The 24,136-nt window shown below is 27.9% G+C and carries 16 protein-coding genes; 4 read left to right on the forward strand and 12 right to left on the reverse strand.

The window, feature by feature from the left end; all coding sequences use genetic code 11:
- Nucleotides 1-8: 8 nt before the first annotated feature.
- The 3 genes from C4S76_RS00565 (at nucleotide 9) to C4S76_RS00575 (ending at nucleotide 5,153) form a co-directional block, all read left to right on the forward strand.
- The gene (locus C4S76_RS00565; RefSeq protein WP_105191614.1) at nucleotides 9-428 is read left to right on the forward strand and encodes an SH3 domain-containing protein; all 420 of its coding nucleotides are present in this window, start codon (nucleotides 9-11) and stop codon (nucleotides 426-428) included.
- Between the two features lie 250 nt (nucleotides 429-678).
- Nucleotides 679-2,910, forward strand: a complete 2,232-nt coding sequence (locus tag C4S76_RS00570; protein ID WP_181044006.1) for a nitric-oxide reductase large subunit — start codon at nucleotides 679-681, stop codon at nucleotides 2,908-2,910.
- A 191-nt stretch (nucleotides 2,911-3,101) separates the two neighbouring features.
- The gene (locus C4S76_RS00575; protein ID WP_105191616.1) at nucleotides 3,102-5,153 is read left to right on the forward strand and encodes a M48 family metallopeptidase; all 2,052 of its coding nucleotides are present in this window, start codon (nucleotides 3,102-3,104) and stop codon (nucleotides 5,151-5,153) included.
- A 254-nt stretch (nucleotides 5,154-5,407) separates the two neighbouring features.
- Here the strand turns inward: C4S76_RS00575 and C4S76_RS00580 are convergent, their stop codons facing one another.
- Nucleotides 5,408-6,625 carry a hypothetical protein gene (locus tag C4S76_RS00580; protein ID WP_105191618.1) on the reverse strand — a complete coding sequence of 406 codons (1,218 nt, stop codon included), beginning with the start codon at nucleotides 6,623-6,625 and terminating at the stop codon, nucleotides 5,408-5,410.
- Nucleotides 6,592-7,533 (reverse strand): hypothetical protein, encoded by a 942-nt coding sequence (locus tag C4S76_RS00585; RefSeq protein WP_105191620.1) that lies wholly within the window; start codon nucleotides 7,531-7,533, stop codon nucleotides 6,592-6,594. Before C4S76_RS00585 ends, C4S76_RS00580 begins: the two co-directional genes overlap by 34 nt.
- Nucleotides 7,534-8,484: 951 nt before the next feature.
- Between C4S76_RS00585 and C4S76_RS00590 the strand changes: the two genes are divergently transcribed.
- The gene (locus C4S76_RS00590; protein ID WP_105191622.1) at nucleotides 8,485-8,961 is read left to right on the forward strand and encodes a tetratricopeptide repeat protein; all 477 of its coding nucleotides are present in this window, start codon (nucleotides 8,485-8,487) and stop codon (nucleotides 8,959-8,961) included.
- A 62-nt stretch (nucleotides 8,962-9,023) separates the two neighbouring features.
- On the opposite strand, the gene C4S76_RS00595 is transcribed toward C4S76_RS00590, so the two are convergent.
- The 10 genes from C4S76_RS00595 to C4S76_RS00640 form a co-directional block, all read right to left on the reverse strand.
- The gene (locus tag C4S76_RS00595; RefSeq protein WP_105191624.1) at nucleotides 9,024-10,775 is read right to left on the reverse strand and encodes a M43 family zinc metalloprotease; all 1,752 of its coding nucleotides are present in this window, start codon (nucleotides 10,773-10,775) and stop codon (nucleotides 9,024-9,026) included.
- A 125-nt stretch (nucleotides 10,776-10,900) separates the two neighbouring features.
- Nucleotides 10,901-12,253, reverse strand: coding sequence for a sensor histidine kinase (locus C4S76_RS00600; protein WP_105191626.1), 1,353 nt, complete (start codon nucleotides 12,251-12,253; stop codon nucleotides 10,901-10,903).
- 14 nt (nucleotides 12,254-12,267) lie between these two features.
- Complete coding sequence (locus tag C4S76_RS00605) at nucleotides 12,268-12,945, reverse strand: response regulator transcription factor (RefSeq protein ID WP_105191628.1); 678 nt, start codon at nucleotides 12,943-12,945, stop codon at nucleotides 12,268-12,270.
- A 35-nt stretch (nucleotides 12,946-12,980) separates the two neighbouring features.
- Nucleotides 12,981-16,079 (reverse strand): efflux RND transporter permease subunit, encoded by a 3,099-nt coding sequence (locus C4S76_RS00610; RefSeq protein WP_105191630.1) that lies wholly within the window; start codon nucleotides 16,077-16,079, stop codon nucleotides 12,981-12,983.
- A 3-nt stretch (nucleotides 16,080-16,082) separates the two neighbouring features.
- The gene (locus tag C4S76_RS00615) at nucleotides 16,083-17,159 is read right to left on the reverse strand and encodes an efflux RND transporter periplasmic adaptor subunit (RefSeq protein ID WP_105191632.1); all 1,077 of its coding nucleotides are present in this window, start codon (nucleotides 17,157-17,159) and stop codon (nucleotides 16,083-16,085) included.
- Between the two features lie 5 nt (nucleotides 17,160-17,164).
- Nucleotides 17,165-18,451, reverse strand: coding sequence for a TolC family protein (locus tag C4S76_RS00620; protein WP_105191634.1), 1,287 nt, complete (start codon nucleotides 18,449-18,451; stop codon nucleotides 17,165-17,167).
- Nucleotides 18,452-18,915: 464 nt separating this feature from the next.
- Nucleotides 18,916-19,413: a serine protease inhibitor ecotin gene (eco, locus tag C4S76_RS00625; protein ID WP_105191636.1), complete on the reverse strand. Its 498-nt coding sequence runs from the start codon at nucleotides 19,411-19,413 to the stop codon at nucleotides 18,916-18,918.
- Nucleotides 19,414-19,488: 75 nt separating this feature from the next.
- Nucleotides 19,489-20,256, reverse strand: coding sequence for an HAD-IIB family hydrolase (locus C4S76_RS00630; RefSeq protein ID WP_105191638.1), 768 nt, complete (start codon nucleotides 20,254-20,256; stop codon nucleotides 19,489-19,491).
- Nucleotides 20,257-20,262: 6 nt separating this feature from the next.
- Nucleotides 20,263-21,033 carry a Cof-type HAD-IIB family hydrolase gene (locus C4S76_RS00635; RefSeq protein ID WP_105191640.1) on the reverse strand — a complete coding sequence of 257 codons (771 nt, stop codon included), beginning with the start codon at nucleotides 21,031-21,033 and terminating at the stop codon, nucleotides 20,263-20,265.
- A 525-nt stretch (nucleotides 21,034-21,558) separates the two neighbouring features.
- Nucleotides 21,559-24,117, reverse strand: coding sequence for a phosphoenolpyruvate carboxylase (locus C4S76_RS00640; RefSeq protein ID WP_105191642.1), 2,559 nt, complete (start codon nucleotides 24,115-24,117; stop codon nucleotides 21,559-21,561).
- Nucleotides 24,118-24,136 lie beyond the last annotated feature (19 nt).

The following is a 24,136-nucleotide window of genomic DNA, read 5'->3' on the forward strand; positions in this document are numbered from 1 at the left end:
AAACAATTATGGCTTTACAAGATAAATATGCTGAACTAATTAATGCAGCAAAAAATTTAGGCTCTCATAATCTTTCTGTTAGAGAACAAAATAATGTTCTTTATATTAATGGAGAAGTTCCTGATGGAAAAGCTAAAGATCAATTATGGAATATTTACAACAAAATTGACCCTGATTTCAGATCTGGCGATTTAATACTAAATATAAACGTATCTCCTAATGCTCCTTCTTCCCAATATAAAGTAACTACTCACAGTTCTAATTTAAATATTAGAAAAGGACCAGGAACTGACCAACCCATTTTAGGTAAGGCAGCTCATCAATCTACAGTAACTTTCCTTAGCAAATATAATGAAGACTGGTATCTTATACGTTCTACTGATGGAATAGAGGGATACTGTAATACTGAATATTTATCTGCAATTTAATAAACATCATAAATAAATATACAAATTCAAAAAGAGTTTAAGGTAAACCTTAAACTTTTTTATTTCAAGCAAAAACAAATCAAATTATAACAATATCTTTTATGGTGTATATTTTTAAATTATACAAGAAAAATCTATAGATAACAGCTTTAAAAAAATAATAAAAGATATTTTTGTCCTTTATTGAAAAATTACTATTTTCGCTGCAAAATAATAGAAGATAAAAATATCCTTTATTAAATTGCTTATCATGAAAAAAGAAAAAAAACTATGGTTTTTATTAGCATTTGTTCTACTTGCTTCATTTTCAACTCTTGGATATTATGGAATACAGATTTACCAGCAATCTCCTCCTATTCCCGAAAAAGTAGTATCCCAGAAAGGAGAAGTAATTTTTACTAAACAAGATATTATAGAAGGCCAAAACATTTGGCAAAGCATAGGTGGGCAAGAAATAGGATCTATATGGGGACATGGTGCTTACTTAGCTCCTGACTGGACAGCTGATTGGTTGCATAAAGAAGCAATATTTATACTTAACGAATATTCTGAAAAGTTTTATTTTACTTCTTACGAAAAACTAAATAAGGAAAAACAAGCTTTATTAAAAATTAAACTTCAAAATGATTTGCGAACTAATACTTATGATAAGAAAACTAAATCCATTACGATTTCTGAAAACAGACTAAAAGCTATAAAATATTTATGTAATTATTATCAAGGGTTATTTATGAATAACCCAAAGTTTACTCAACTTAGAGAGTACTATGCCCTTACGGAAAATACTATCAAAGATCCGAAAAGAATGAAAAAAATGAATGCTTTCTTTTGGTGGGCTACCTGGGCTACGGTTACCGAAAGACCAGGAACTAATATTTCATATACACATAATTGGCCATCAGACGAATTAGTAGGAAATAAAGCTACTCCCGATCTCCTTATATGGTCTGGTGTAAGCATTATATTACTTATTTTATTTATCGGTATTTTAGCTTACTATCATGCACAATCTAAAGATGAAGAGTTTATTACTCCGACACAGAATCCCCTGATTAACGAAAAAATAACCCCATCTATGAAACGAATAAAAAAATATCTAATTATAGTTGGGCTACTTATGACGCTTCAGGTGCTATTAGGTATCGTTACTGCACACTATGGAGTAGAAGGCAAAGGTCTATATGGAATTCCTATAAGCAAGATACTTCCTTATTCTGTAACCCGGACCTGGCATACCCAATTGGCTATTTTTTGGATAGCGACAGCCTGGCTGGCTACAGGTTTATATATGGCTCCTGCATTATCTGGAAAAGACCCAAAATTTCAAAGTTTTGGAGTAGATTTTCTTTTTTTTGCATTATTAATTATTGTTTTAGGTTCAATGGCAGGGCAATGGATGGCTATAATGCAAAAACTAAATCCAGAGATAAATTTCTGGTTCGGACATCAAGGATTTGAATATGTAGATTTGGGAAGATTCTGGCAATTATTTTTATTTATTGGATTACTGCTTTGGTTAATATTAATGATACGCCCTATACTTCCTGTAATAAAAGAAAAACCACAAAAAAAAAGTCTCTTACTTTTATTTTTAATTTCTTGCATATCTATAGCCTTATTTTATGCTGCCGGATTAATGTGGGGACAACACACACATCTTAGTATATCTGAATATTGGAGATGGTGGGTTGTTCATTTATGGGTAGAAGGTTTTTTTGAAGTTTTTGCCACCGTAGTTATTGCTTTTATCTTTGTTAGATTAGGATTATTAAAAGAAAAAACAGCCACTGTTAATGTACTATTTTCTACAATTATTTTTCTTTCGGGGGGAATTATAGGCACATTCCACCATTTATATTTTGCCGGGTCTACTCCGGTTATAATGGCTTTAGGGGCATGTTTTAGTGCTTTAGAAGTAGTCCCATTAACTTTGATTGGTTTTGAAGCTTTTGAAAATTATAAAGCCTCTAAAGCTACACCGTGGATGAAAGATTATAAATGGCCGATATATTTTATGGTATCTGTATCTTTTTGGAATTTCCTAGGTGCCGGAATTTTCGGTTTTTTAATAAATCCGCCCATAGCATTATATTACGTTCAAGGATTAAATACTACTGCTTTGCATGCTCATACAGCTTTATTTGGTGTATATGGGATGTTAGGAATAGGTTTTATATTCTTTGTTCTACGAAGTATGTACAGAAAGATGAAATGGAATGATAAATTATTAAAAATATGTTTTTGGGGGCTAAATATAGGTCTTTTAGTTATGGGAGTATTTAGCTTACTTCCTATCGGAATATGGCAAGCTTTTGAAAGTATTGATAAAGGAATGTGGTACGCTCGTTCGATAGAACTAATGCAAAAACCTGAAATAATTTTTTTAAAATGGTTAAGATCTATTGGAGATATTATATTTGCTGTGGGTATATTCAGCGGAGTGGGATTTATAATGAAACTTTGTATAAAAAAGATAACTTAAGTGTAGATTTAATTTTTATAAAAATAAATATAACAAAAAGAAGACTTTTTAAATAAAAAAGTCTTCTTTTTGTTAATGCTTTATATATACCAACTATAAATAATAATTCGAAAAATTCACTAACAAATATCAGGTTCTCATTTTATTTTATATAATATTTTTATTTTTGCAATCACTAATTACTATTGATCATGAATAGCAAAGTAACTATATCTCCTGAATTTAAAAAAAATACTATTGGGGCTATATTATCTATCCTTTTATTTATAATTGTATATATCTCATTATTAACCTTATCTGTTATTTTAACTTTATTTTGTGGCTATATTGGTTATAGCATTATGACCATTAGTTTCCATTTAAAAACATTATTGTTGGGAATAGCTGTAATTGGAATAGGTATATTAATTTTTATTTTCCTAGTTAAATTCTTTTTCAAAAAAAAGACTATTGATAATTCTAATCTTATAGAAATTACCCAAGAGGAAGAACCTGATTTATTTTTATTTATTAATGATATAGTTAAAGAAGTTAAAACTAAATTTCCGAAAAAAATATATGTATCAGAAGATGTCAACGCTTCTGTTTTTTACGATTCCACTTTTTGGAGCATGTTTTTACCTGTAAGAAAAAACTTACAAATAGGATTAGGGTTAATAAATACTGTTAGTCAAACGGAATTAAAAGCAATATTAGCTCATGAATTTGGTCATTTTTCTCAAAAAAGCATGAAAATAGGAAGTTATGTATACAATGTAAATCATATTATATATAATACAATTTATGAAGACACTTCTTATAATAACTTTATCCAAAAATTTGCAAGTTTTAGTAATGTTACTTATTTAGCCGCCAGTATAGTAATAAAATTCATAAATGGAATTCAATGGATTTTACAAAAAATGTATACGTTAGTTAATAAAAATCATCTGAAATTATCACGTGAGATGGAATTTCATGCAGATGAAGTTGCAGCAAATGTTACCGGCTATATTCCTTTAAAAACTTCTTTATTAAGATTGAGTCTTTCTGACTCTTCTTACAGAGCTGTTATAGATTTTTATTCAAATAAAATTCATGAATGTATAAAAAGTAAAAATATATTTAAAGAGCAAAAGTACATTATGAATTTTTTAGCTAAAGAAAATAATATCGAAATAAAAGAAGATATTCCTTGTGTTACTATTGAACATCTGAACAGATACAATAAATCCAAATTGAATTTTGATTCTCAATGGAGCTCGCACCCTAATATTGAAGATCGTATAGCTGCTTTAGAAAAAACAAACATTATAAAAGAACCTGACAATTTACTGCCTGCTAATAAATTATTTTCAAATATAGAAAATTTGCAAAGTAAGCTTACAGATATAGTTTTTTCGAATGTTCAATATTCAGGCAAAGTAACAGAATATTCTTTAGAAGAATTCATTTCCTCTTATATGTCTGATTTTAAGAAAAACAGTTTTGACCCTATATACAATGGATATTACAATTCTAAAAACCCAATAAAATTTGAAGAAGAATATAATAAAACTGTTTTTGAAGGAAATATAAAAGATCTATTTACACCTGAAAAAGTAGAAAATATTTATATTTCTCAAGCATTAGAAAGTGATATAGATTTATTGAAACAAATTGAAAATGAAAATTACAAAATAAAATCATTTGATTATGATGGGGTAAAATACACTCTTAAAGATGTAAAAAATTTGATCAATAGACTTGAAGAAAAATTACAAGATTATAATTTAAAAATAGAAGAAAACGATAAAAATATATTTTCAGGATTTTATCAACTTGCAAAAAAGAGAAATAAAGACCAAATGTTTATTGACATATATGCTTTATTTAAAAAATCAGAAAATCAATATAATGCCCAAAGGGAATATATAGATAATTTCATTAAAAAAACTGAATTTATTCAGTATGAAAACTCAGTGGATATAATTATAAAAAAGCTGAATGAATTATATCATGCTGAAATTGAATTCAAAAAAAATTTAACTATCATTATCAACGATAACTATTATAATTCTATACTCTCTGAAAAAACAAAAAAAATATGGGATGAGTATTTATCAAATGAATATACATACTTCTATAAAGAAGAATTAAAATATTATGATAATGCATTAAACTCTCTCTTCAATTCTATTAATGAATATTCAGATTTTATAATTAAAATTCTTATTCTAAGAAAAAAAGATTTACTAGAATTTCAAAAAAATTTACTAGAGTAAAATGGCTAAAAATCGGTGTATTTAACTTTTAAAAAATTTTTTCAAGTTTTATATCTACATAAACATAAAGAACATTTATACTATGTTAAATTATATTAATAAAAAAAATTCATTAAGTCACGATTCTCATTCATAATTTTAATACTATTGTTAAATTCGTGTAATATTCTCTCCCTATTAAACTAAAACCTAAACCGGCATGATAATAAAAAAATTAAACTGCATTAAAAAAGCCTTTTTATTCAATAAAAACATTATTCCTTAATATTATCTATTGTTAAATGAAACTGGTTTTGTAATAAGGGCAATTTTTTTAAATCTATTTTCTTTCCATTTACAAAAATTGGAGTTGAATTTATCATTCCTTGCAAATATATAGTATCATTTACCATTCTATAATTCAAATAATAAATTTGATCGTTATAATCCTTTAGTTTAATTGCTTCTGAATATACAGCCATAATTTTATAATCTTTCATATTTTCATTATTTTCTTGAATAATAAAATACCCTCCACTATGAAAGAAAAACCTTTTAATCGAAGTTTTTGAAGAAAAAACTTGATATGCACCAAATAAAGAATACTTAGGCACTTTATCTCCATTAAATGCATTTTCTTTAAAATAAATAAAAAATGTTTCAAACAAAATACCTCCTATTACTAAAGTTTTCAAAATAACGTAAATTAAAATACTTTTTTTAGATTTTCTCTGAGGACTCCATTCTTTATAAGTAGGCAATGATCTTTGCTCTTTATAGAAAAATAGATATATAAATTTAAATAATGGAAAAGCTATAATTATACTAATAAAAAGAAGGAAAGATGAAAAAACCTTTACAGAAATATCATAAGTAAAATTAATTATAACTATATTCACAAATAAAACAACCGCTGCTGTAGCTGCTATTATACGAGACTTCTTAAAAAATAAAAAAAAGGCCGTAATAATTTGTACAAGTCCGATAATTATATTGTAAGAATAAGAACTCCCTAACGCACTCCAATATAAAATATCTTTAGACAGATATCCTAGAGGAGTAAATAAAATATTGGGCTCTGGTTCATAAAATTGACATTTAAATATTTTATTTGCACCATATATAAATAATACAAAAGACAAATAATAACTAATTATTATTTTCATCCAATATTTAACCTTCTCAATATGATATGGTATAAATTTTAACCATAAAAGTCCTATAAAAAAAGAAATAACTAATAATAGGAACAAAAAAATAAGCAATCCTTGAGAATCTGAAATGATAAGTCCTGTAAAGTTTGTATCTAAACCAAAAAAATGAATTCCTATCCAACGTACTATAGGTTGAATAAGAGTAACTATTACTTTTTGTGGGTTATAAAAACTATAAATTGGTAAAGAAAAAAATAAAATATATCCCGTTATAAAAATAAATAAAACATTTACACCTAATTTAATTAATAATTTATTTTCTTCATTTCTTTTTTCCATAGTAAATAGCCTATTATAATCATTGAAACAGATATTATAAAAATTAAATATGGAGTCTTATCATTAGGTTTAGATCCTTTAGTGACAAAAGGAAATAATTCATTTTCCTCCTTTTTATGCAAAAATGTTGTATCTGTCTCAAGCTTCAGTATAGAATCATTTTTTGAAACTGGAATCAATTTCAAATCTATATTCTTATCTTTTATTTCTCTTAATATTTTATAATTCTCAAAGGTTGATCTCAGGTCAAAAACAGCTCCGTCTTTAGTTTTAATAAAAAAAACTGTTTTGCCTTGCCTCATAGTTTGGTCTGTCAACTGATTGATTTTTAAAGAATCTATCCCCTCTTTCAGTTCACATATTTTTATCCCCATTTTCTCCCTTTTATTTCTTAATTTTCCATAAATTTCGTATTCAGTTTTTGTTTCAAAAATAAAACCATCTGTTGATCTAATATAATATCTTACAACATCATTTTTCATTAATGCATCTGTTAACTCATTTATTATTCTTTTATCATAAACAGAATTTTCATTAAGTATTATCAATAATAAACCTAATTTACCATTAGTACCTTTTAATTCTTTATATTTATTAAAATCTGAATTTTTATTAAAGAGTAAACCTTCTTTAATTTTTATGACATTTGAACTTCTATTATTACTTTGTTTCTCATTATTATGGTTTAAATCTTCAGTAGTTAATCCATCTTTTTCATTATTTTCAGAAACATTCTCTGATTTATAAAACTGTCCAATGTAACTTCCTAAATTACCCTCTTCTTTTAAACTGAAATTAACAGCTTTACCACTATGACTCTTATAAAAAATTAATTTAGTTTGTGCAGATAAATTAAACGATAAAAGACCCCATAATAGAACACCTAAAAATACAGTATTATTCCTCACCTTAACTTTATATTAATTTATATTTAGAATTTATTTATATACAAAAATAACAAAGTTATTAATAAATATTAATACTAAATTAATTTTTATCAAATTAAAAATATTATAAATTTGCATATTAAATATTTTACTGTAAAACTTGTATTTCAAAATACCATTTAACCATTCAAAAAAAAACGAAGCAAAATGTTTAATACACTATCATATATACAAAAAATGAATTATTTTTCAATTGTAGAAAAATCCTAGCTTCGAGTATTTCATCAAAATATATAAAACAAAATGTTAAAAATAAACTTGAAGCCAATCTTTCGGGTTTTATTTTTAATTTTTTAAATAAGTTTAAAATTTAAGTCCATATAGTTTTCAGCTTGATATTTTAATATCAATACTCTGTTATGTATTCGTAAAAAAAGTACAACATAATATCCTATTTTAAAATTAATCATCATGGGTAAATTAAAATTAAAAGGAAAAGATATCCTAACACAAAAATAATAAACACAGCTATAGAAGTAATGCAGAAAAACTTTGATAAAAAAATAATTGAAAAAATACTTATCCTAAGTTTCATAAATAAAAGATTTTTAATGGTTTGCATTATGTAACAATGCAGAAACATATACAAATATCTGAATCAGATATTTAAATTTCAAACGTTCCGTATATGAAGTTTCATTAGGCAAAATATAAACCCTGTGAATAAAAACAGCAACTTGAATCATACCTCCCCTTTAAATTTCGTTTTCTCTATGGATCTATTTCAGAATTAAAAAGAAAACTCCGGTAAAAACTGCATTTGAAATATTTATCTAAACTGAATTTTATTCAGGTTGAAAGCAAATCAAATTCAGAAAAAAAGGAATTAAAACCTGGATTTGAAAAGGAACAATCTGATATAGGTATTATTTAGAAAAAGATATAACTATAAATTATAAAAAAAATTAAATAATGAATGCAACACAAAACAAATACTATTTTCAGGCATTAGATAACTATCCTTTTAATATGGGAGAGACCATAGAGGCGTTAACATATGCCTTGTCTTATGATAAAAATGAAGATTGTTTATGTTTATTAGCCAGAATATATTCTGAAATACTAAATGATTATGAAACTGCTAAGGAATATTTTGAAGAAGCCATTACGGTAAATATTCAGTCTTTAAATTTATATCCTTATTATATAGATTGTTTATTATGGAATGAAGATTATAAAGAGGCTAAAAGACTTATAGACTTTGCATTAACAATTAAAGGAATTGATAAGGCTGTACTTTTAAATAAAAAATCTATTCTCTTAGAATATCAGAAAAAATATAAGAAAGCCTTAAAGGTTATCGATAATGCTCGTTTATATACATTTAATAACAATTTCATGACTTATCTTGATTCGCGAGAAAAACAAATTAAAAGAAAAAAAAAATAATAAAAATATATAAAATACCAGTGAATTACTACTATTCTCACTGGTATTTTTATTTTATTAAATTATTTATTAGTTTTTCCTAAAATTTTTAAATGTCCGTTTAAATCTATTTTCATTTCTCCCCCAATAAAATCTATACTTTCCACTTCTGCATTTCCATTAAGAATCGGAATTACAGGAGTCTCTGGTATTTTAACACTATGAGTTCCATCCGGCACTCCTCCAGGCGACCAGTTAGCAGCATTGAACCAATCACTGTCAATTCCTTGCCATAGTTTTTCGTTGGATGCAGAAGAACGTAAGGTTACAGAAAAGTCTTCTACTTGCCCATATGTAGGATTATAACACGGAGAGACCTCTACAGTATATAAATCAGCAATTATTCTTAACCGTAATGGTGTATCCAATATAGCCCCATCCGGAGGCGTTACATTTACAGTGCCAGTAGTATTTTTTTCCACTTGCATGTTAAAAACAATTTCCTTAGTTTCATCAAAAACCCCATCATTATTATAATCAATATAAGCCTTTACTCTCTGTGAATTAGTTTCCACTGATATACTCAAAGGTGTAGCTACTCCAACCTTTAACTCTGTATGCGTTCCTTTTAAATTACATTTAGCTATGTTATCTACATAAAAAAGATTTCCATCAAAAAGATATCCTCTAGATGTATAATCAATTTCGCCAAAATTTACCTTAGCGGGTCCCATATTTAGGTTGTTACCTGGATACATAATAGAAGAAGGTGTGCAAGCTGAAACTAAGTTTGGTTTTGAAGTAAGATCGGGTGCTATTCCCCCTTTAGATTTCAACAGATTTCCTCTATATTCTATCAAATGAGCAACTGCACGATCACTTTGTCCATTGGTAAAACGTGTAAGTTTATATCCATAGTTCATAATATTATACTGAACCCCTTCGTAAAATTTCCCTGTACAAGGGTTTATATCCGAATTTGTAGGAACCGGATAGGTTTTCAATAAACTTTGTGAAGGCTCAGTATCGCAAACTGAATCATCATCTACAGTACAATCGCCAGTACTAGCAGGACATTCTCCACCATTACCGGATGCTGTACCAAAGGTATGTTTTAATCCTATTGCGTGGCCAAATTCATGTGAAAGTATTGTATTATTATTTTTAACTATATTTGAAACCATTATAGCTGCATCTTTGTTTCCGCCGGGATAATAGGCATATCCTGCTAAACCTCCATTAGAAGCATCATTACCGTCAAATTTATTTATTATATATATATTATAATAATATTGAGGATCCCATTTACTTAAATTAAATAACTGGCTTTCATTTATTCCATTATCACCGCTTCTTTTCAATCCATAATTTACATATTCAGGTAATTGAGAGCCGTCAATTCTTACTATACCTGAAGTAGCATTACAATTCATATCTCTTTTTGCTAAAACTAACCGAACTGGAACACGGGTGCCTCCATTATCGGGACCATCAAAACCTGGAGCTGTTCCTTCATAAATTTTATTGGTATTATCAATCCATGCCTGAATTTCTTGATCTGTTTTGTTGTATTTTGTCCCTATGGGTGAGCCATCATGGAAAACATGTACCACAACAGGAATTTCATAGATTTCGTCAGTTGCTTTATATATTTTTTTTAAATATCCTTTCTTAATCATTTGGGATAGCTCATCATTAAATTCCTGGGTTTGTTTAGCTAACTCAGGATATTTTTTCATCAATTCACGATTTACTTCTTCCGTACCACAAATTTCTTGAGCCATTCCTACACAATTCATAAGAATAACTATGCATATTATAAAGTAATTTTTCATCGTATTATAATTTTTATATTTTTAAAGATAACAATTTATCTCATTTATAAAAAAAATTCAAATAGAAATTTTAAATTATAATTATAACAGTTAATATAAAATAATAAATATTTAAAAGATTATTATTAACTATTCATAAAGATTAAAGTAATCACAGTTCCTTTATTTATGCTGGATTCTATAGTATATTTTATAAAGTTTTTTTCTAATATCCTGAGTGCTATAGATAAGCCGATACCTGTTCCTGAAACTTTTTCGGCATTATCTGCCCTATAAAAGGGACGACTTATTTCTTTTATTTGTTTTTCAGGTATTCCAATTCCCTTATCTTGTATTACTACATGTATTTTCCCTTTTATTTCGTATAAATGAATTTGAACGGTTTTTCCTTGTGAAAATTTAACTGCATTTTCTATTAAATTAAATAAAGCAATAAATATTTGAGTTTTATCAATATTTATTTGGAGTAGTCCAATATTTTCGGGAGATATATTTATTGTAAAATTAATACATTCCTTATAATCGAAATGCTTATCTGATACTCTTTTTATAATATCCAGAATCATTTCATCAATTCTGATTTGTTCTGAAATATCAGTATTTTTACGTAAATCAGATACTACTAAAAGAATATTTAAAATTTCTTGTAATTGATATATTTCATCTATAAGTGTCCGAGACAATGCACGATATTCTTCAGGGGAACGATCTTTTAATGAAAAAACTTCTAAATTTCCCTGTATTGCTGCCAATGGGGTTTTAAATTCATGGGAAACATAACTCACGAAATTTTGTTGTATTTTAAATGTATCTGAAATTTTCTTAAGTAATTCATTAAAAGTTTCGGTAAGATCATATATTTCATCCTTAACGGTATATGTTGCATTTAAATGCATACTATCTCCGGGTGACATTTTTTTTACCTGCCTTATTGCTTCTCTTATAGGACGATATGCCATATTTGCAATCCATTTATTTAGAAATATGGTTGCTAATAGTCCTAAAATAAAGGCAGATAATAAAATCCATATGAGAGGATTGATGTAATAATAAATATCTTCTTTTTTTTCTTTGGTTATAATAACAAAGTTTCCCTGATTATCTTTATAGTATACTCCATAACATAAAAATTCCTGAGTAGTAAAGGTTAATTTTTTTTTGGTTCTTATTTCTTCAATAGTTTCAATAGGTATATCTGGAGTATTTCCATATTTTAGATAATTATTTTCGTCATAGATTTCGTAATAGGGATTATTTATTTTTTCGTATTGTTTTTTTATTTTTATAAATTCTTTGGGGCTTACTTCATCTTTTTCAAAAAAATAGTATCCAATGATTTGAGAAGTCTTCTGAAGATTTCTGTAAACAGAATTTTCAATATTTGTTTTATATAATCCAAAGATTAATAATGCAACAACAATGAAAACAATACCCCACAAGGCGGAACTGATTAAACTTAAACGGTTTTGTATTTTCATAAAACTAATTTTTTTTATGATTTAATACGATAACCTCTTCCTTTAATGGTTTCAATCATTTTATTTTCTCCATCTATATCTATTTTATTTCTCAAATAGGAAATATACACATCAACTATATTGGTATTTATATCGTGGTTTATTCCCCAAACACTATTTAATATCTGAGTACGTGATACTACTTTATTTTTATTTTCCATTAGGAATTTTAGCAATTTAAATTCTTGAATCGTTAATATGATTTCTCTTCCCTTTCTCATAATCTTGTGTTCATCTACATATAATTTCAAATCTCCACATATTAATATATCCGAAGAATTTTCATAATTCATATTCATCCTCCTGTCTAAAGCATAAATCCTTGCAATTAATTCTTTAAAATGAAAAGGTTTGGATAAATAATCATCGGCTCCATAGTTTAAAGCTTTGACTTTATCATCCGGATCTCCTAAAGCACTAATTACCAATATGGGAGTCTTAATTTTTTTATAACGTATATATTGTAAAATCTCTATACCATCAATATCTGGCAACATAATATCTAACAAGATTACTTTCCAATTACGTTCATTAATCTGACTTCTGGCATCTACTCCATTTTCTGCAAGTGTAACTGAAAATCCGCTTTCTTCAAGACCTTTAATCATGAATTCACTTATTTTTTTATTATCTTCTACTAACAATAATTCCATATTGCTTGTTTTTTGATCTTATAAAGATACTATTTTTATGACTTTACTTTTTTATTTCTTCTATAAGCAAAGTAAAAAACTTGAGGTAAGATAGTAAACGACAACAACATACATATTATTATCCCTCCAACAATCATTATGGCTAAGGGTTTTTGTACTTCAGAGCCCATTCCGTTAGACATAGCTGCCGGTAAAAGTCCCATAGCTCCCATTAATGCGATCATTAGCACAGGCCGTACTCTACTTTTTACTGCTTTATCAATCGCTAATTTTAGATTGTTTGTAGAATGTAAGTTTTTCTTCATTAAAGCTATTAACAGAATACTATCTATAGCTGTGATTCCAAATAATATTATAAAACCTATACCCGCTGAAATTCCAAAAGTAGTACCTGTTATCCATAAAGATATAAAACCTCCTATAAATGCGTAAGGCATAGCGCTCGAAGCAATTAAAGTATCTTTAATAGTCCTAAAGTTCATATATAGTAAAAACAAAATCAGTAATAAAGCACAAGGAACAATTATCATTAAACGATGGGTTGCTCTTTGCTGACTTTCAAATTCTCCTGCCCATACTATTCGATTGCCATGATCCAATTTTATACCTTTATCTACTTTTTCTTGTGCTTCTTTTATTGTAGATCCTAAATCCCTATTTCGTATACTAAATCCTACACCTATATATCGATTGCTTCCATCTCTATAAATAAAAGTAGGCCCTGTTACAAAATTAATATCTGCAATTTCTTTTAATGGTATATGCTTACCATCCATAGTAGGTATTAATATTTCACCAATTTTATCTTCATTATCCCTAAATTCTTTTTGGAATCGTACTCTTACATCAAAAACTCTTTCTCCTTCATAGAAGTGGGTAGCTGCTTTTCCTCCGATAGCCATTTCTACAACTGCCTGAGCATCTGCCATAGAAACAGCATAACGGGCCATTCGAGACTCTGATAAACGTATTTGTAATTCGGGCAAACCTATGCTTCTAAAAACATTTACGTCTTCCACTCCGTTAACTTTCTGAATAATTGATGCTGTCTGATCTGCCAGTTTTTCCAATTTTTGAAGATCATTCCCAAAAATTTTTATTACTAAAGAACTTTTTACTCCTGCAACATATTCTTCTACATTATCCTGAATAGGCTGACTAAAACCGAAAATAGTTCCCGGATAAATATCCAGCGAGTCTTTCATTTCGCCTATCAGTTTGTCTTTATTTATTTTCCTTTTCCATTCTTTTTCAGGTTTAAGTTGTGCATGAAATTCTATGTTAAAGAAACCTGTAGGATCAGTACCATCATTGGGTCTTCCGGTTTGAGATAATACAAATTGCACTTCATCAAATTTTCTTAGTTTCTTTTTCATTTGCTGAGTGATCTTCACAGATTCATCCAGATTAATGCTATTTGGAAGAGTTGCCCGTATATAAATAGCTCCCTCATTCATACTCGGTATGAATTCTGTTCCCCAAAAACTAAACCGTATCAGACATATTATTAATAAAATTACAAACGCTATAATTGCCCCTTTACGATGACGCGAGGAAAATTCATAGATTTTATATAGGTTAGATGTGAAAAACCTGCTGATTACGTTTGTTTTTTCTTTTACTGGTTTTGTTAACAATATTTTGCACATTACCGGAACATAGGTAAGAGATAGTAGTAAAGAACCCAACAAAGCATATCCTAAGGTAAACGCCAAGGGAGAAAACATTTTTCCTTCTACTTTTTGAAATGAAAATATAGGAAATAGCGCTACAACTAAAATAATTTGTGCAAAGAAAATATGAGAAGCTACTCCACCAGAACTCTTCTTTATAAGTCCACCTTTGGCTACTTTAACATAACGTTCGTTTCCTAACTGATTAGTTCGTTTTGCCATAGAAACAAAAATAATTTCTACAATTACTAAGGTTCCTTCTAAGAGCAATCCAAAATCAAGAGCTCCCATAGAAATTAAATTGGCTGGAAGCCCTTGTATCCTAAGCATAATTATTGCAAAAAGAAAAGATAATGGAATTACAGTGGCAACTATTAGGGTTGTTCTCCAATTAAACAAGAAAATGAATACTACAATTGAAACTAATATAATTCCTTCTACCAGATTTTTAATTACAGTATTTACTGTTGAATTTACTAAAGTGGTACGATCTAAAAATGGTTCTATTTTAACATCTTTTGGTAAAATTTGATCATTTAATTCAGTTATTTTTACTTTTAAATTTTTTATTACTTCTCCGGGATTTTGACCTCTTAACATTACTACTATTCCTTGTACTACATCATCCCTATCATCTAATCCGACTTGTCCTAACCTAGGTTTAGAAGAAGTCATCACAGTAGCCACCTGCTTTACCCGTATTGGGGTACTCCCTTTTACTTCTATAAGTATATTTTCTATATCTTGAATGTTATCCAGTAATCCTACTCCTCTTACTACATATGCCTGACTTCCTTTTTGTATAACATCGCCTCCTACATTTATATTACTTTTGGAAATTGCTTCATAAACTTCTAAGGGAGATAATCCGTAATTGGCTAACTCAATGGGATTAACTTTTATTTCATATATTTTTTCTTCTCCTCCAAAACTGACAATACTAGCAACACCCGGAACAGATAGGAGTTCTCGTTCTACTACCCATTCATTAATGGATGCTACTTCTCGAATTGGTAAATCACTCTTTATTGTATACCGATAAATTTCTCCGGTTGCTCCTGAAGGTGGCTCTATAGATGAATCTGCTCCTTCCGGTAATTCTAAACCTTGCATACGGTTTGAGGCATATTGCTGAGCAAAGAAATCCTCTACTCCATCTTCAAAAATAACAGTCACTACAGACAATCCGAAAAGAGAGGTTGATCTTACATCCGTTTTTTTGGGAAGAGTATTCATTTCCCTCATAATAGGCAGGGTCACAAATTTTTCAATTTCTTCGGCACTTCTTCCCGGCCATTGGGTTATAATTCTTACCCTTGTGTTGGTAACATCCGGATAGGCTTCTATGGGGGTATTAATATAACATGCAATTCCTCCAATAAATAATAATACGCTAAGGAATATAATTATTATATGGTTTCGTAATGAGAATGCGATACATTTTTCTACAAACTTGTGCATGATTTAGTTATTTTTTAAACCGGAATATATAAGCAATTGATTTTTTATTACTATGTTCTCTCCTACATTAAGACCTGAAAGTATATAGGCTACTTCTTCATTGTGCCCTTGTAATTTTACTTCTTTTATTTTAAATTTATTTTTAGTTTCTTCTATTATCACATAATTTTTATCGTTATCGAAAATCAGAGCATTTATAGGTACAGAAACTTTTTTATTCTCAATATTATTTTTAAGTTTAATAGTCATTGACATTTCGGGTTTAAATTTTAATTCCGGATTAGGCATAATAATTCTAGCTTTTAATACTTTTTCTTCGGAATCAAATACCTTAGACAAGGAATGAATAGTACCGTAAAATATTTCTCCCGGATAAGACAAAGAGCTCATTTCTACAGGCATTCCTTCTTTTACAAATTGTAAATTACTAGCATATACATTTGCTGTAATCCAAACTACATTAAGATCTGCGATTGTAAAAACTGGTTCGGATTCCTGTGAAATTGTACTACCTGAAGTTATATTTTTACTGATAATATATCCGGTAATAGGAGAAACTATTGAAAACCCACCTCTTTTATTAGTTTTTACTACAGACATATCTGTATGAACCCTACCTAAAGCGGATTCTGCTTGTCTTACTTTTCCCCTAGCTTCTACTAACTCTCTCTCAGACAACATATTATCTTTATACATAGATTCTGCACTTTTTAATTCTCGCCGGGCTACTTGCAATTCTGATTGTAAAGAAAATTTTTCTGCTTGTAATGAATTTACTTCTAAGCTACGCACATTTGCTAATACCTGTCCTTGTTTAACTTGATCTCCTAAAGAAAAATACGTTTGGGTTACTACACCATTAATCAATGGTATATAATTTACAATCTTATCGGGATCGTATTCTACCTTACCAGTAAGAATTAATTCTTCTTCCTGTGATTTTAATTCTGATTTAACGGTTTTTACATTTTGTAAAAAAGATTTATTTACATCATTTTGTTTAGATTTTTCTTTTTCTACATTATCTGAGCATGAGGTGATTAAAATAAAAATTAATAGGAAATTTAGAGTATTTTTCATAGGTTCTATTTTATTTCTTTTCCAACTGTGTATTGCAATTCTTCAAATTGTGTAAAGAGATTTCTACGTGTCAACAAAAGAGTTTGTTTATTATTTTTATAGGCTTCCATAAAATCAATAAATTCAAGCATAGTAATATTTCTGTTCATTAAATTTCTCATATAAGCATCCAACATATAATCTAAATCTTCTGAAATATTTTCATCTTGCATTTCCTTAAATAAAAAATAAGTCATATGGTAATTGTTATATGCTTCTGTGATTTCCTGTTGCGCTAAGTTTAATTGCTGTGTTGCCCAATACTGGCTTTGTTCTTTATTAATCTGTGCTATTTTTATATTTCCTTGGTTTCTATTAAAAAATGGCAAATCAAAGCTAATTCCTAATCCTATAAAATCTTTCCATGGTCCACTTATGCGATCATAGTTTAACGCAAAAGTAAGATCGGGAACTTTTTGCGCTTTTTCATATTTGAGATTTTTGTCAAAGTATTTAATTTGTAAATTTGCTCTTTGGAGATCGGGACGATTATTTTGAACTTGCTCTAAGATATTGGACAACAAAATATCATCGGGATTTTTAATTTTTTCGGTAGTTTCTTTAATTTCTATAATACTTCCGGGAGGAATATGTAGTAAGCTTTTTAATATTTTTTGTTGTTCATTATAATTGCTTTTTACTTCATAGATTTCCCCATTCATTTCCAATTGTGAGGATTGTAATCGTATTAATTCCTTTTTTGCAATATTGCCTTGAGCTACCTGATTTTTATAAGCTATAATCAGTTTTTGAAGTGCTTCGTGCTGCCTATTTAATATATGTTGATAGGACTGTAAATATATAAGTTCTTGTAATGACTTCCTAACTTCTAATTTCAAACCACGAAGAGTTTCTTCAAATTCCTGAATGGCTATTTCTTTAGAGATTTTTTCTCTGTTTATTAATTTCCCTCTCTTTCTTGCAGTCTGAACTAATTGTGTCAATTCTATGGTAAATTCTGTATTCTTGGCAAAATTTCCAAATAAAGCTGGGATTTGTCCTTGTTCTCTTTGTGTATGGGTAGACCATAGATTTACTTCCCCTATAGAAAAAGTTGGATTCTCCCATAATTTAGCCTGCACTATGGCAGCATCTGCAGCATCGATATTCATTTTTTCTGCCAATAACTGCAAGTTTTGTTTTAGAAACAATGCCTCTGCTTGTTCTTGTGTTAAATATATTATTTCTGTTTTTTGCGCCGATATTATATTAGCAAGAAAGATACTAACTAGTAAAAAAACATATTTGCTCATTATTTCTGCTATATTTTTTTATATTAAGCAAAATTATTTTGCAGAAATTAGAAAGCTATTTGAGGTAAATTAATTTTCTATTAAAGTTATATTAGAAATAGATTAAAAAAGTTTTATTAGTTTGTTAAATACTTTTATTTTGTTTTGATATTTTCCCTTAAATGATAGAAAAAGTTAAATTAATACATAAAACAGTTTCCAATATTTTCATTATAAGATTGATTTTAATTCGAAAATATTGACAATAAAAGGCAAAATTTTAAAAAATTTGATTTTTTATTTAAAAATCAAAAAATTACTTAAAAATATACTAAGACTCACAATATGTTAAAAAGTAATAGAAGTTAAATATTAAAATAAATTGCATTTCAGTATTTAACTTCTATTTTTAATTAATTATAGACTATAAAAATAAAAAAATATTCTCACATATATTTTTGTCTTTAATAATTATAAAAAACTGTTTAATTTTCTAAAGATTTTTTGTCTTTACCTGCTTCCCAAATTTTATAATGTATTTCATATCCTTTAGGAGCATATATTACGATAGGAAGTTTACTGTTATATCTAATCATAATTGATTGGGCTGATATATATTTATTTTTATTCTCTTGTTTGGGACAAGCCATTTGGGTAGACATAGTATTCCCATCAGAAGAAAAGTCATAATATGTATACCCCCAACCTTCTAAATTTTTTTCTTCTATTTTTCCTATCAAACTATGAATATTACAATCTACATTCATAACCTTGCCTGGAATTAATTCTATTTGGTACAAATTTTCATTTGTTTTTTTATCTAAAATAATAACATATCTTATCATTCCCTCTTTAGCTTTTGGGAAATGTTCTAATTCTTTTTTGGCATCATCTTCATTGGAAACTTCTAATTTTTTACTTATAAAAGACATTATTGAACCTAATGCCAATAACATAATTAAAATTTTTTTTGCTGTTTTCATTTTCTATTTTTTTATTATCAATTATTTTTAGACAAAAGTAAATTAAGTACGCTTATCTGTTTTTAAACCAGCAGGTTAAAAAAATTTAGACTTAATAATTTGCATAGCATCATAAACCCCTTGTCCATATTTATATTTAGAAATGTATTTTGCTGAAGATTTTACATTATCTGTAGCATTATTTACAGCACTTCCCCAAAAAGAATTTTTAATCATTTCTTCATCATTATTAGAATCACCAAATGAATATATACGAGCTTCTCCGGTATATAAACTTTGAATAGCTTTAAATTTATTAATTTTTGAAGAAAAAATTTCAATAAAGGTATCTGAAGAGGTTACTACGGTTATATCATTAGATATATTCCTTATTTTTTCTATTGTTTCTTGAATATTTTCATTTAAAACAATTAAAATTTTTAATATTTCATCGTTTTCATATTCTGCAAATGAATATGGCTCAAAATTAACCCCATGAATTTCTTTTTTACATTCTGGAGTTGAAATATTATCTGCATACCAACCTTTTTTTGTGTATATCCAAAAATTAGGATAATTAGGTCTTTGTGAAATTAATATTTTAGCAATTTCTGTAGGAATTGGAACCATTTTTTCCTTATTCCCTGAAATTATATGGGCTCCATTTAAAGCTACAATATGGTCTATAGATAAATTGGAATTATATAGACTGGTAATTCCTCTATAGGGACGTGCTGAGGCCAATACTACCTCTCCTAATTTCTTAGCCTCTTTTATAGACATTTCTGCATATTGGTCTATTTTAGGACTACTAAATTTCATCAAGGTTCCATCTATATCAAAAGCAAAAATATTTTTCATCATTTCTTTTTATATAATTTGATAATGTTTTAAAGCTTGAATTACTCCATCCTGATCTACACTAGAGGTAATATATTTTGCATGAGATTTTACTTCATCAGAAGCATTTCCCATGGCAACACTATATTGGGCCAGTTCTAACATAGATATATCATTTTCTCCATCACCTATAGTCATTATTTCATCTGGAGAAATACTATAATATTCTAACATTTTTTGTATACCTAATTTTTTATTTCCACCTTTTGGGTTTATATCCATAAATAAAGGATGCCAACGGGTCACTTCACAACTAGGAAGTTGCTTTTTTACCTCATCTTCTTTCTCAACATTCACAAAACTTACAATCTGGAATATTTCTTTGTCTGAAAAAGAACTCAAGTCTTCTATTTGTATATTGGTTACATTTATATCCTCCAGTACTTTTTCTACATATATGTTCTTTTTGTTAAGGTACACATTGTTTTCTTCAAAAAACATATATGCTTCTCCACTTTTTTGAGCTATGGAAATTACAGATTGAACAGATAGTTTATCTATTGGGTTTTTATATATAACCTTTTCCTGATTAAAACAATATTGTCCGTTCATGGTTACATGACCCTCAAATTTAAACCCGTTAAAACGATATGTTTCCAATTTATGTCGTCCAGTTGCAATAAATAATTTTACCCCATTCTGTTTAGCTGAATACAAGGCTTTTAAGGTCTGTGAGTTTATTGTGTGAGCTTTAAAACTAATTAATGTTCCATCAATATCAAAGAATACTGCTTTTATCATATATTAAATCTATTAAACAAAGATAATCCTTATTATTTTTTTCTTCTTGAAAATTACATTAAATAAATAATGAAATGAATCTCCATATTATTTTATTGAAATTATTATTGCTTTTTAAGGTCTAGAATATCCTTGTTAGGACGCATAGGAATCACTATTTTTCAAAACAGAATAGATTTTTTTCCAAATCCAATAAAAAAAAGCTTTAGTTTTTAGTTTTATTAATTATACCTTATAGTTATTTAATGGATAATTAAAATATTTTTTTTATTTTTTTGAGTTTCTCAATATTAGGGATTTCTTGGATTGGGTGGGATATGCATATTATAAAAATTTACGACTCTTTATAAATAAGGTTTAATAATAGAACATTTTTATATGGAAGCTTATCTTTGTTAGATGAAATTATTCATTTCAAACTTTTATTTTTTAATAACTCCCTATAACAAAAAACTGAAAAATTAATAAAAGCAAAAGAGAGTAAAAAATAACTCTCTTTTGGTATTTACAGTTATAATATTTTATTTAAGCAGAGTTTCGACTTGCATTTATTATTCCATATAAAGTACGCACAAGCATTTTTTCATAAATTAGCCTTTCTTCATCCATATCCACTTCATGTATTTTCTGCAAAGAAAATTGTTGTATAATTAATAAGGGTAGCATAATTTTTTCCCTACATAATACAGAAAGCCGGTTTATTTCTTCTTTTTCCATCAAAACCTTCTGTTGGGCAACTTCTAATAATAATTTACAAGTCAATAAATATTCATCATTTAAAATATTCCAAAAATCTGAATATTTATCATTTTCTTTCATATATGAAGTTAAAGTAAAGTTACATTTAATCATAGACATCATACTATTTTGAACTAAGGTTTTAAAATACAAAGACCTTTTATAAAGCTCTTGTAAATCAGGCATTTTACCTTCTTCTTTTAGTTTTAAAACAGCAGTGCCAAAACCAAAATACCCAGGAACATTTTGTTTAGACTGGCTCCATGAACCTACAAAAGGAATTGCACGTAAATCTTTAAAACTTAACCCTGAAGATTTACCTCTTTTTGAAGGTCGACTTCCAATATTAGCTTTTCCGTAATATTCTACCGTACTTCTTTCTTCTAAATAAGAAATAAATTGAGGGTGATTTTTTAGTTCCAAATATTTTTTATAACTTATTGCTGAAAGCCTATCTATAATATTTCTATCTTCTGAAGTGAGATTCAACTTTACATCTACAAAAACTTTATTTGAAATTCCAGCGGTAATTAATTGTTCAAAATTATGTTTAGCTTGATCTACAGAACCATAGGAAGACGTTATAGTTTGACCCTGAATAGTTAATTGAATTTGATTAGAAGCAATGGTGGGGCCTTGTGATGCATAAAATTGTCTGGTTTTTCCACCTCCTCTTGCCGGAGGTCCTCCTCTTCCATCAAAAAATAATACTTCAATATTATTATTTTTAGATACTTGAGTTAACCTTTCTTTAGCTTTAAATATCCCCCAGTTAGCTTTTACATATCCTCCATCTTTGGTTCCATCTGAAAATCCAAGCATAATTGTCTGTTGTTTTCTCCTTCTTTCTAAATGGTTTCTATATAATGGTAAATTATACAATTGCTCCATAACATTTTCAGCATTGTCTAAACCCTCTACAGTTTCAAACAAAGGAATTATATCCACATTTATTTCCTGAGGTTTATATCCACAAAAATCAAATAATGCCAATACTTCCAACACACTAAATATAGTAGTAGAATTACTAATAATATATCTGTGAATTGAACGCTCACCGTTTTCTTTTTGAATTTTTTTTAATTGCTTAATATTCCGAATTGTATCTTTTATAATATCTTCTTCAAAATCTTCTTCTTTAATAATTATGTTAGATTGAAACAATATGTAAAACTTCTCTTCATTATCCATTTTATCATAAGAATTGTCTGACAAATTATATCGCTTAACAATTTTATTTAAAATAAGATTATGAATACTGCTATCTTGCCTGATATCTAAGGATGCAAAATGTAATTTAAAGGTTTTAACCTGACGTGTAAATCTATCTAATTCATTTGAGAATAATCCATCATGTTTTTCAATTAAAACCCTTTTTATTTCTTCCACTTTTTTTAAAATATCTTCTGTAGTTAAATCATTCCTTAAACTAAAAGTATTTTCATATATAAGACCAGACAAATTTTCTAACTTTTCATAAACTCCTCTAAAAGTAAGTTTTCTTAAAATACCTCTTAAATCCTCATAATAACATTTTAATATATTAATCTTTAATTCTTCTGTTACCTGTTTAGTAATTTCAGCTGTTACAAAAGGATTTCCATCCCTATCTCCACCCGGCCAAAAACCTAATTCCATAACAGGAATAAAATCTTCACCAGGCTTATAATGTTCTAAAAATAATTTTTCGTGTAATTGACCTATAGCTTTATAATAAACATAACGTAAATAATACATAATGCTTTTAGCTTCTTCTAAGGGAGTAGGCTTTGTTTTGTTAATAAACGGAGTTTTACCTAATTGTTGAAGTAAATCATTAATTTGAGAAATATTATTTTTTTGTATAGCCTGAGTTAAATCTGCAATAATTCTTAAAACCGTATTCGGATAAAATTGAGTAGGGTGGGCAGTAAAAACTACTCGTACTTTAAAAGTTTTTAATTCTTCATAAACAGCATCTAGTTTTTTTTGTTGCTGAGCCACCTGATACATATTCTCTAATGTCCCTTTTTGGTGTTGCAATCCAATTATCCGGTCAAAAGAAGCATCTTCTACAGAATCAAATAAAACTACCTCTCTTTCTATGAACTGAATTATTTTAAATAATAAATCTATTTTTTCCTGTTCTCCTTTAACATGAGCAAACTTATTCAAAAATGTATTTATTATATCACTAGGGTTTTTAGACTTTTTTAACTCTTTAATACTTAAATCACATAACATAGGAGTTAAAGCTCCCAATTTCCCCATATCATCATAGGGCAAATTAGAAAATAAACTATTGTAAACAATATATTTATTTTCCACTTCCTGCCTAAAAGTATTTTCAGCAATATTATTATTCATATTTTTATATTGATATAAC

The sequence above is a fragment of the Apibacter adventoris genome (assembly GCF_002964965.1).
Lineage (GTDB): Bacteria > Bacteroidota > Bacteroidia > Flavobacteriales > Weeksellaceae > Apibacter > Apibacter adventoris.

What these genes read in the sequence shown, in the direction of transcription:
- C4S76_RS00565 (WP_105191614.1), top strand. Translation starts at nt 9, where the DNA reads ATGGCTTTACAAGATAAATATGCTGAACTAATTAATGCAGCAAAAAAT.
- C4S76_RS00570 (WP_181044006.1), top strand. Translation starts at nt 679, where the DNA reads ATGAAAAAAGAAAAAAAACTATGGTTTTTATTAGCATTTGTTCTACTT.
- C4S76_RS00575 (WP_105191616.1), top strand. Translation starts at nt 3,102, where the DNA reads ATGAATAGCAAAGTAACTATATCTCCTGAATTTAAAAAAAATACTATT.
- C4S76_RS00580 (WP_105191618.1), bottom strand. Translation starts at nt 6,625, where the DNA reads ATGGAAAAAAGAAATGAAGAAAATAAATTATTAATTAAATTAGGTGTA.
- C4S76_RS00590 (WP_105191622.1), top strand. Translation starts at nt 8,485, where the DNA reads ATGAATGCAACACAAAACAAATACTATTTTCAGGCATTAGATAACTAT.
- C4S76_RS00595 (WP_105191624.1), bottom strand. Translation starts at nt 10,775, where the DNA reads ATGAAAAATTACTTTATAATATGCATAGTTATTCTTATGAATTGTGTA.
- C4S76_RS00600 (WP_105191626.1), bottom strand. Translation starts at nt 12,253, where the DNA reads ATGAAAATACAAAACCGTTTAAGTTTAATCAGTTCCGCCTTGTGGGGT.
- C4S76_RS00605 (WP_105191628.1), bottom strand. Translation starts at nt 12,945, where the DNA reads ATGGAATTATTGTTAGTAGAAGATAATAAAAAAATAAGTGAATTCATG.
- C4S76_RS00610 (WP_105191630.1), bottom strand. Translation starts at nt 16,079, where the DNA reads ATGCACAAGTTTGTAGAAAAATGTATCGCATTCTCATTACGAAACCAT.
- C4S76_RS00615 (WP_105191632.1), bottom strand. Translation starts at nt 17,159, where the DNA reads ATGAAAAATACTCTAAATTTCCTATTAATTTTTATTTTAATCACCTCA.
- C4S76_RS00620 (WP_105191634.1), bottom strand. Translation starts at nt 18,451, where the DNA reads ATGAGCAAATATGTTTTTTTACTAGTTAGTATCTTTCTTGCTAATATA.
- eco (WP_105191636.1), bottom strand. Translation starts at nt 19,413, where the DNA reads ATGAAAACAGCAAAAAAAATTTTAATTATGTTATTGGCATTAGGTTCA.
- C4S76_RS00630 (WP_105191638.1), bottom strand. Translation starts at nt 20,256, where the DNA reads ATGATGAAAAATATTTTTGCTTTTGATATAGATGGAACCTTGATGAAA.
- C4S76_RS00635 (WP_105191640.1), bottom strand. Translation starts at nt 21,033, where the DNA reads ATGATAAAAGCAGTATTCTTTGATATTGATGGAACATTAATTAGTTTT.
- C4S76_RS00640 (WP_105191642.1), bottom strand. Translation starts at nt 24,117, where the DNA reads ATGAATAATAATATTGCTGAAAATACTTTTAGGCAGGAAGTGGAAAAT.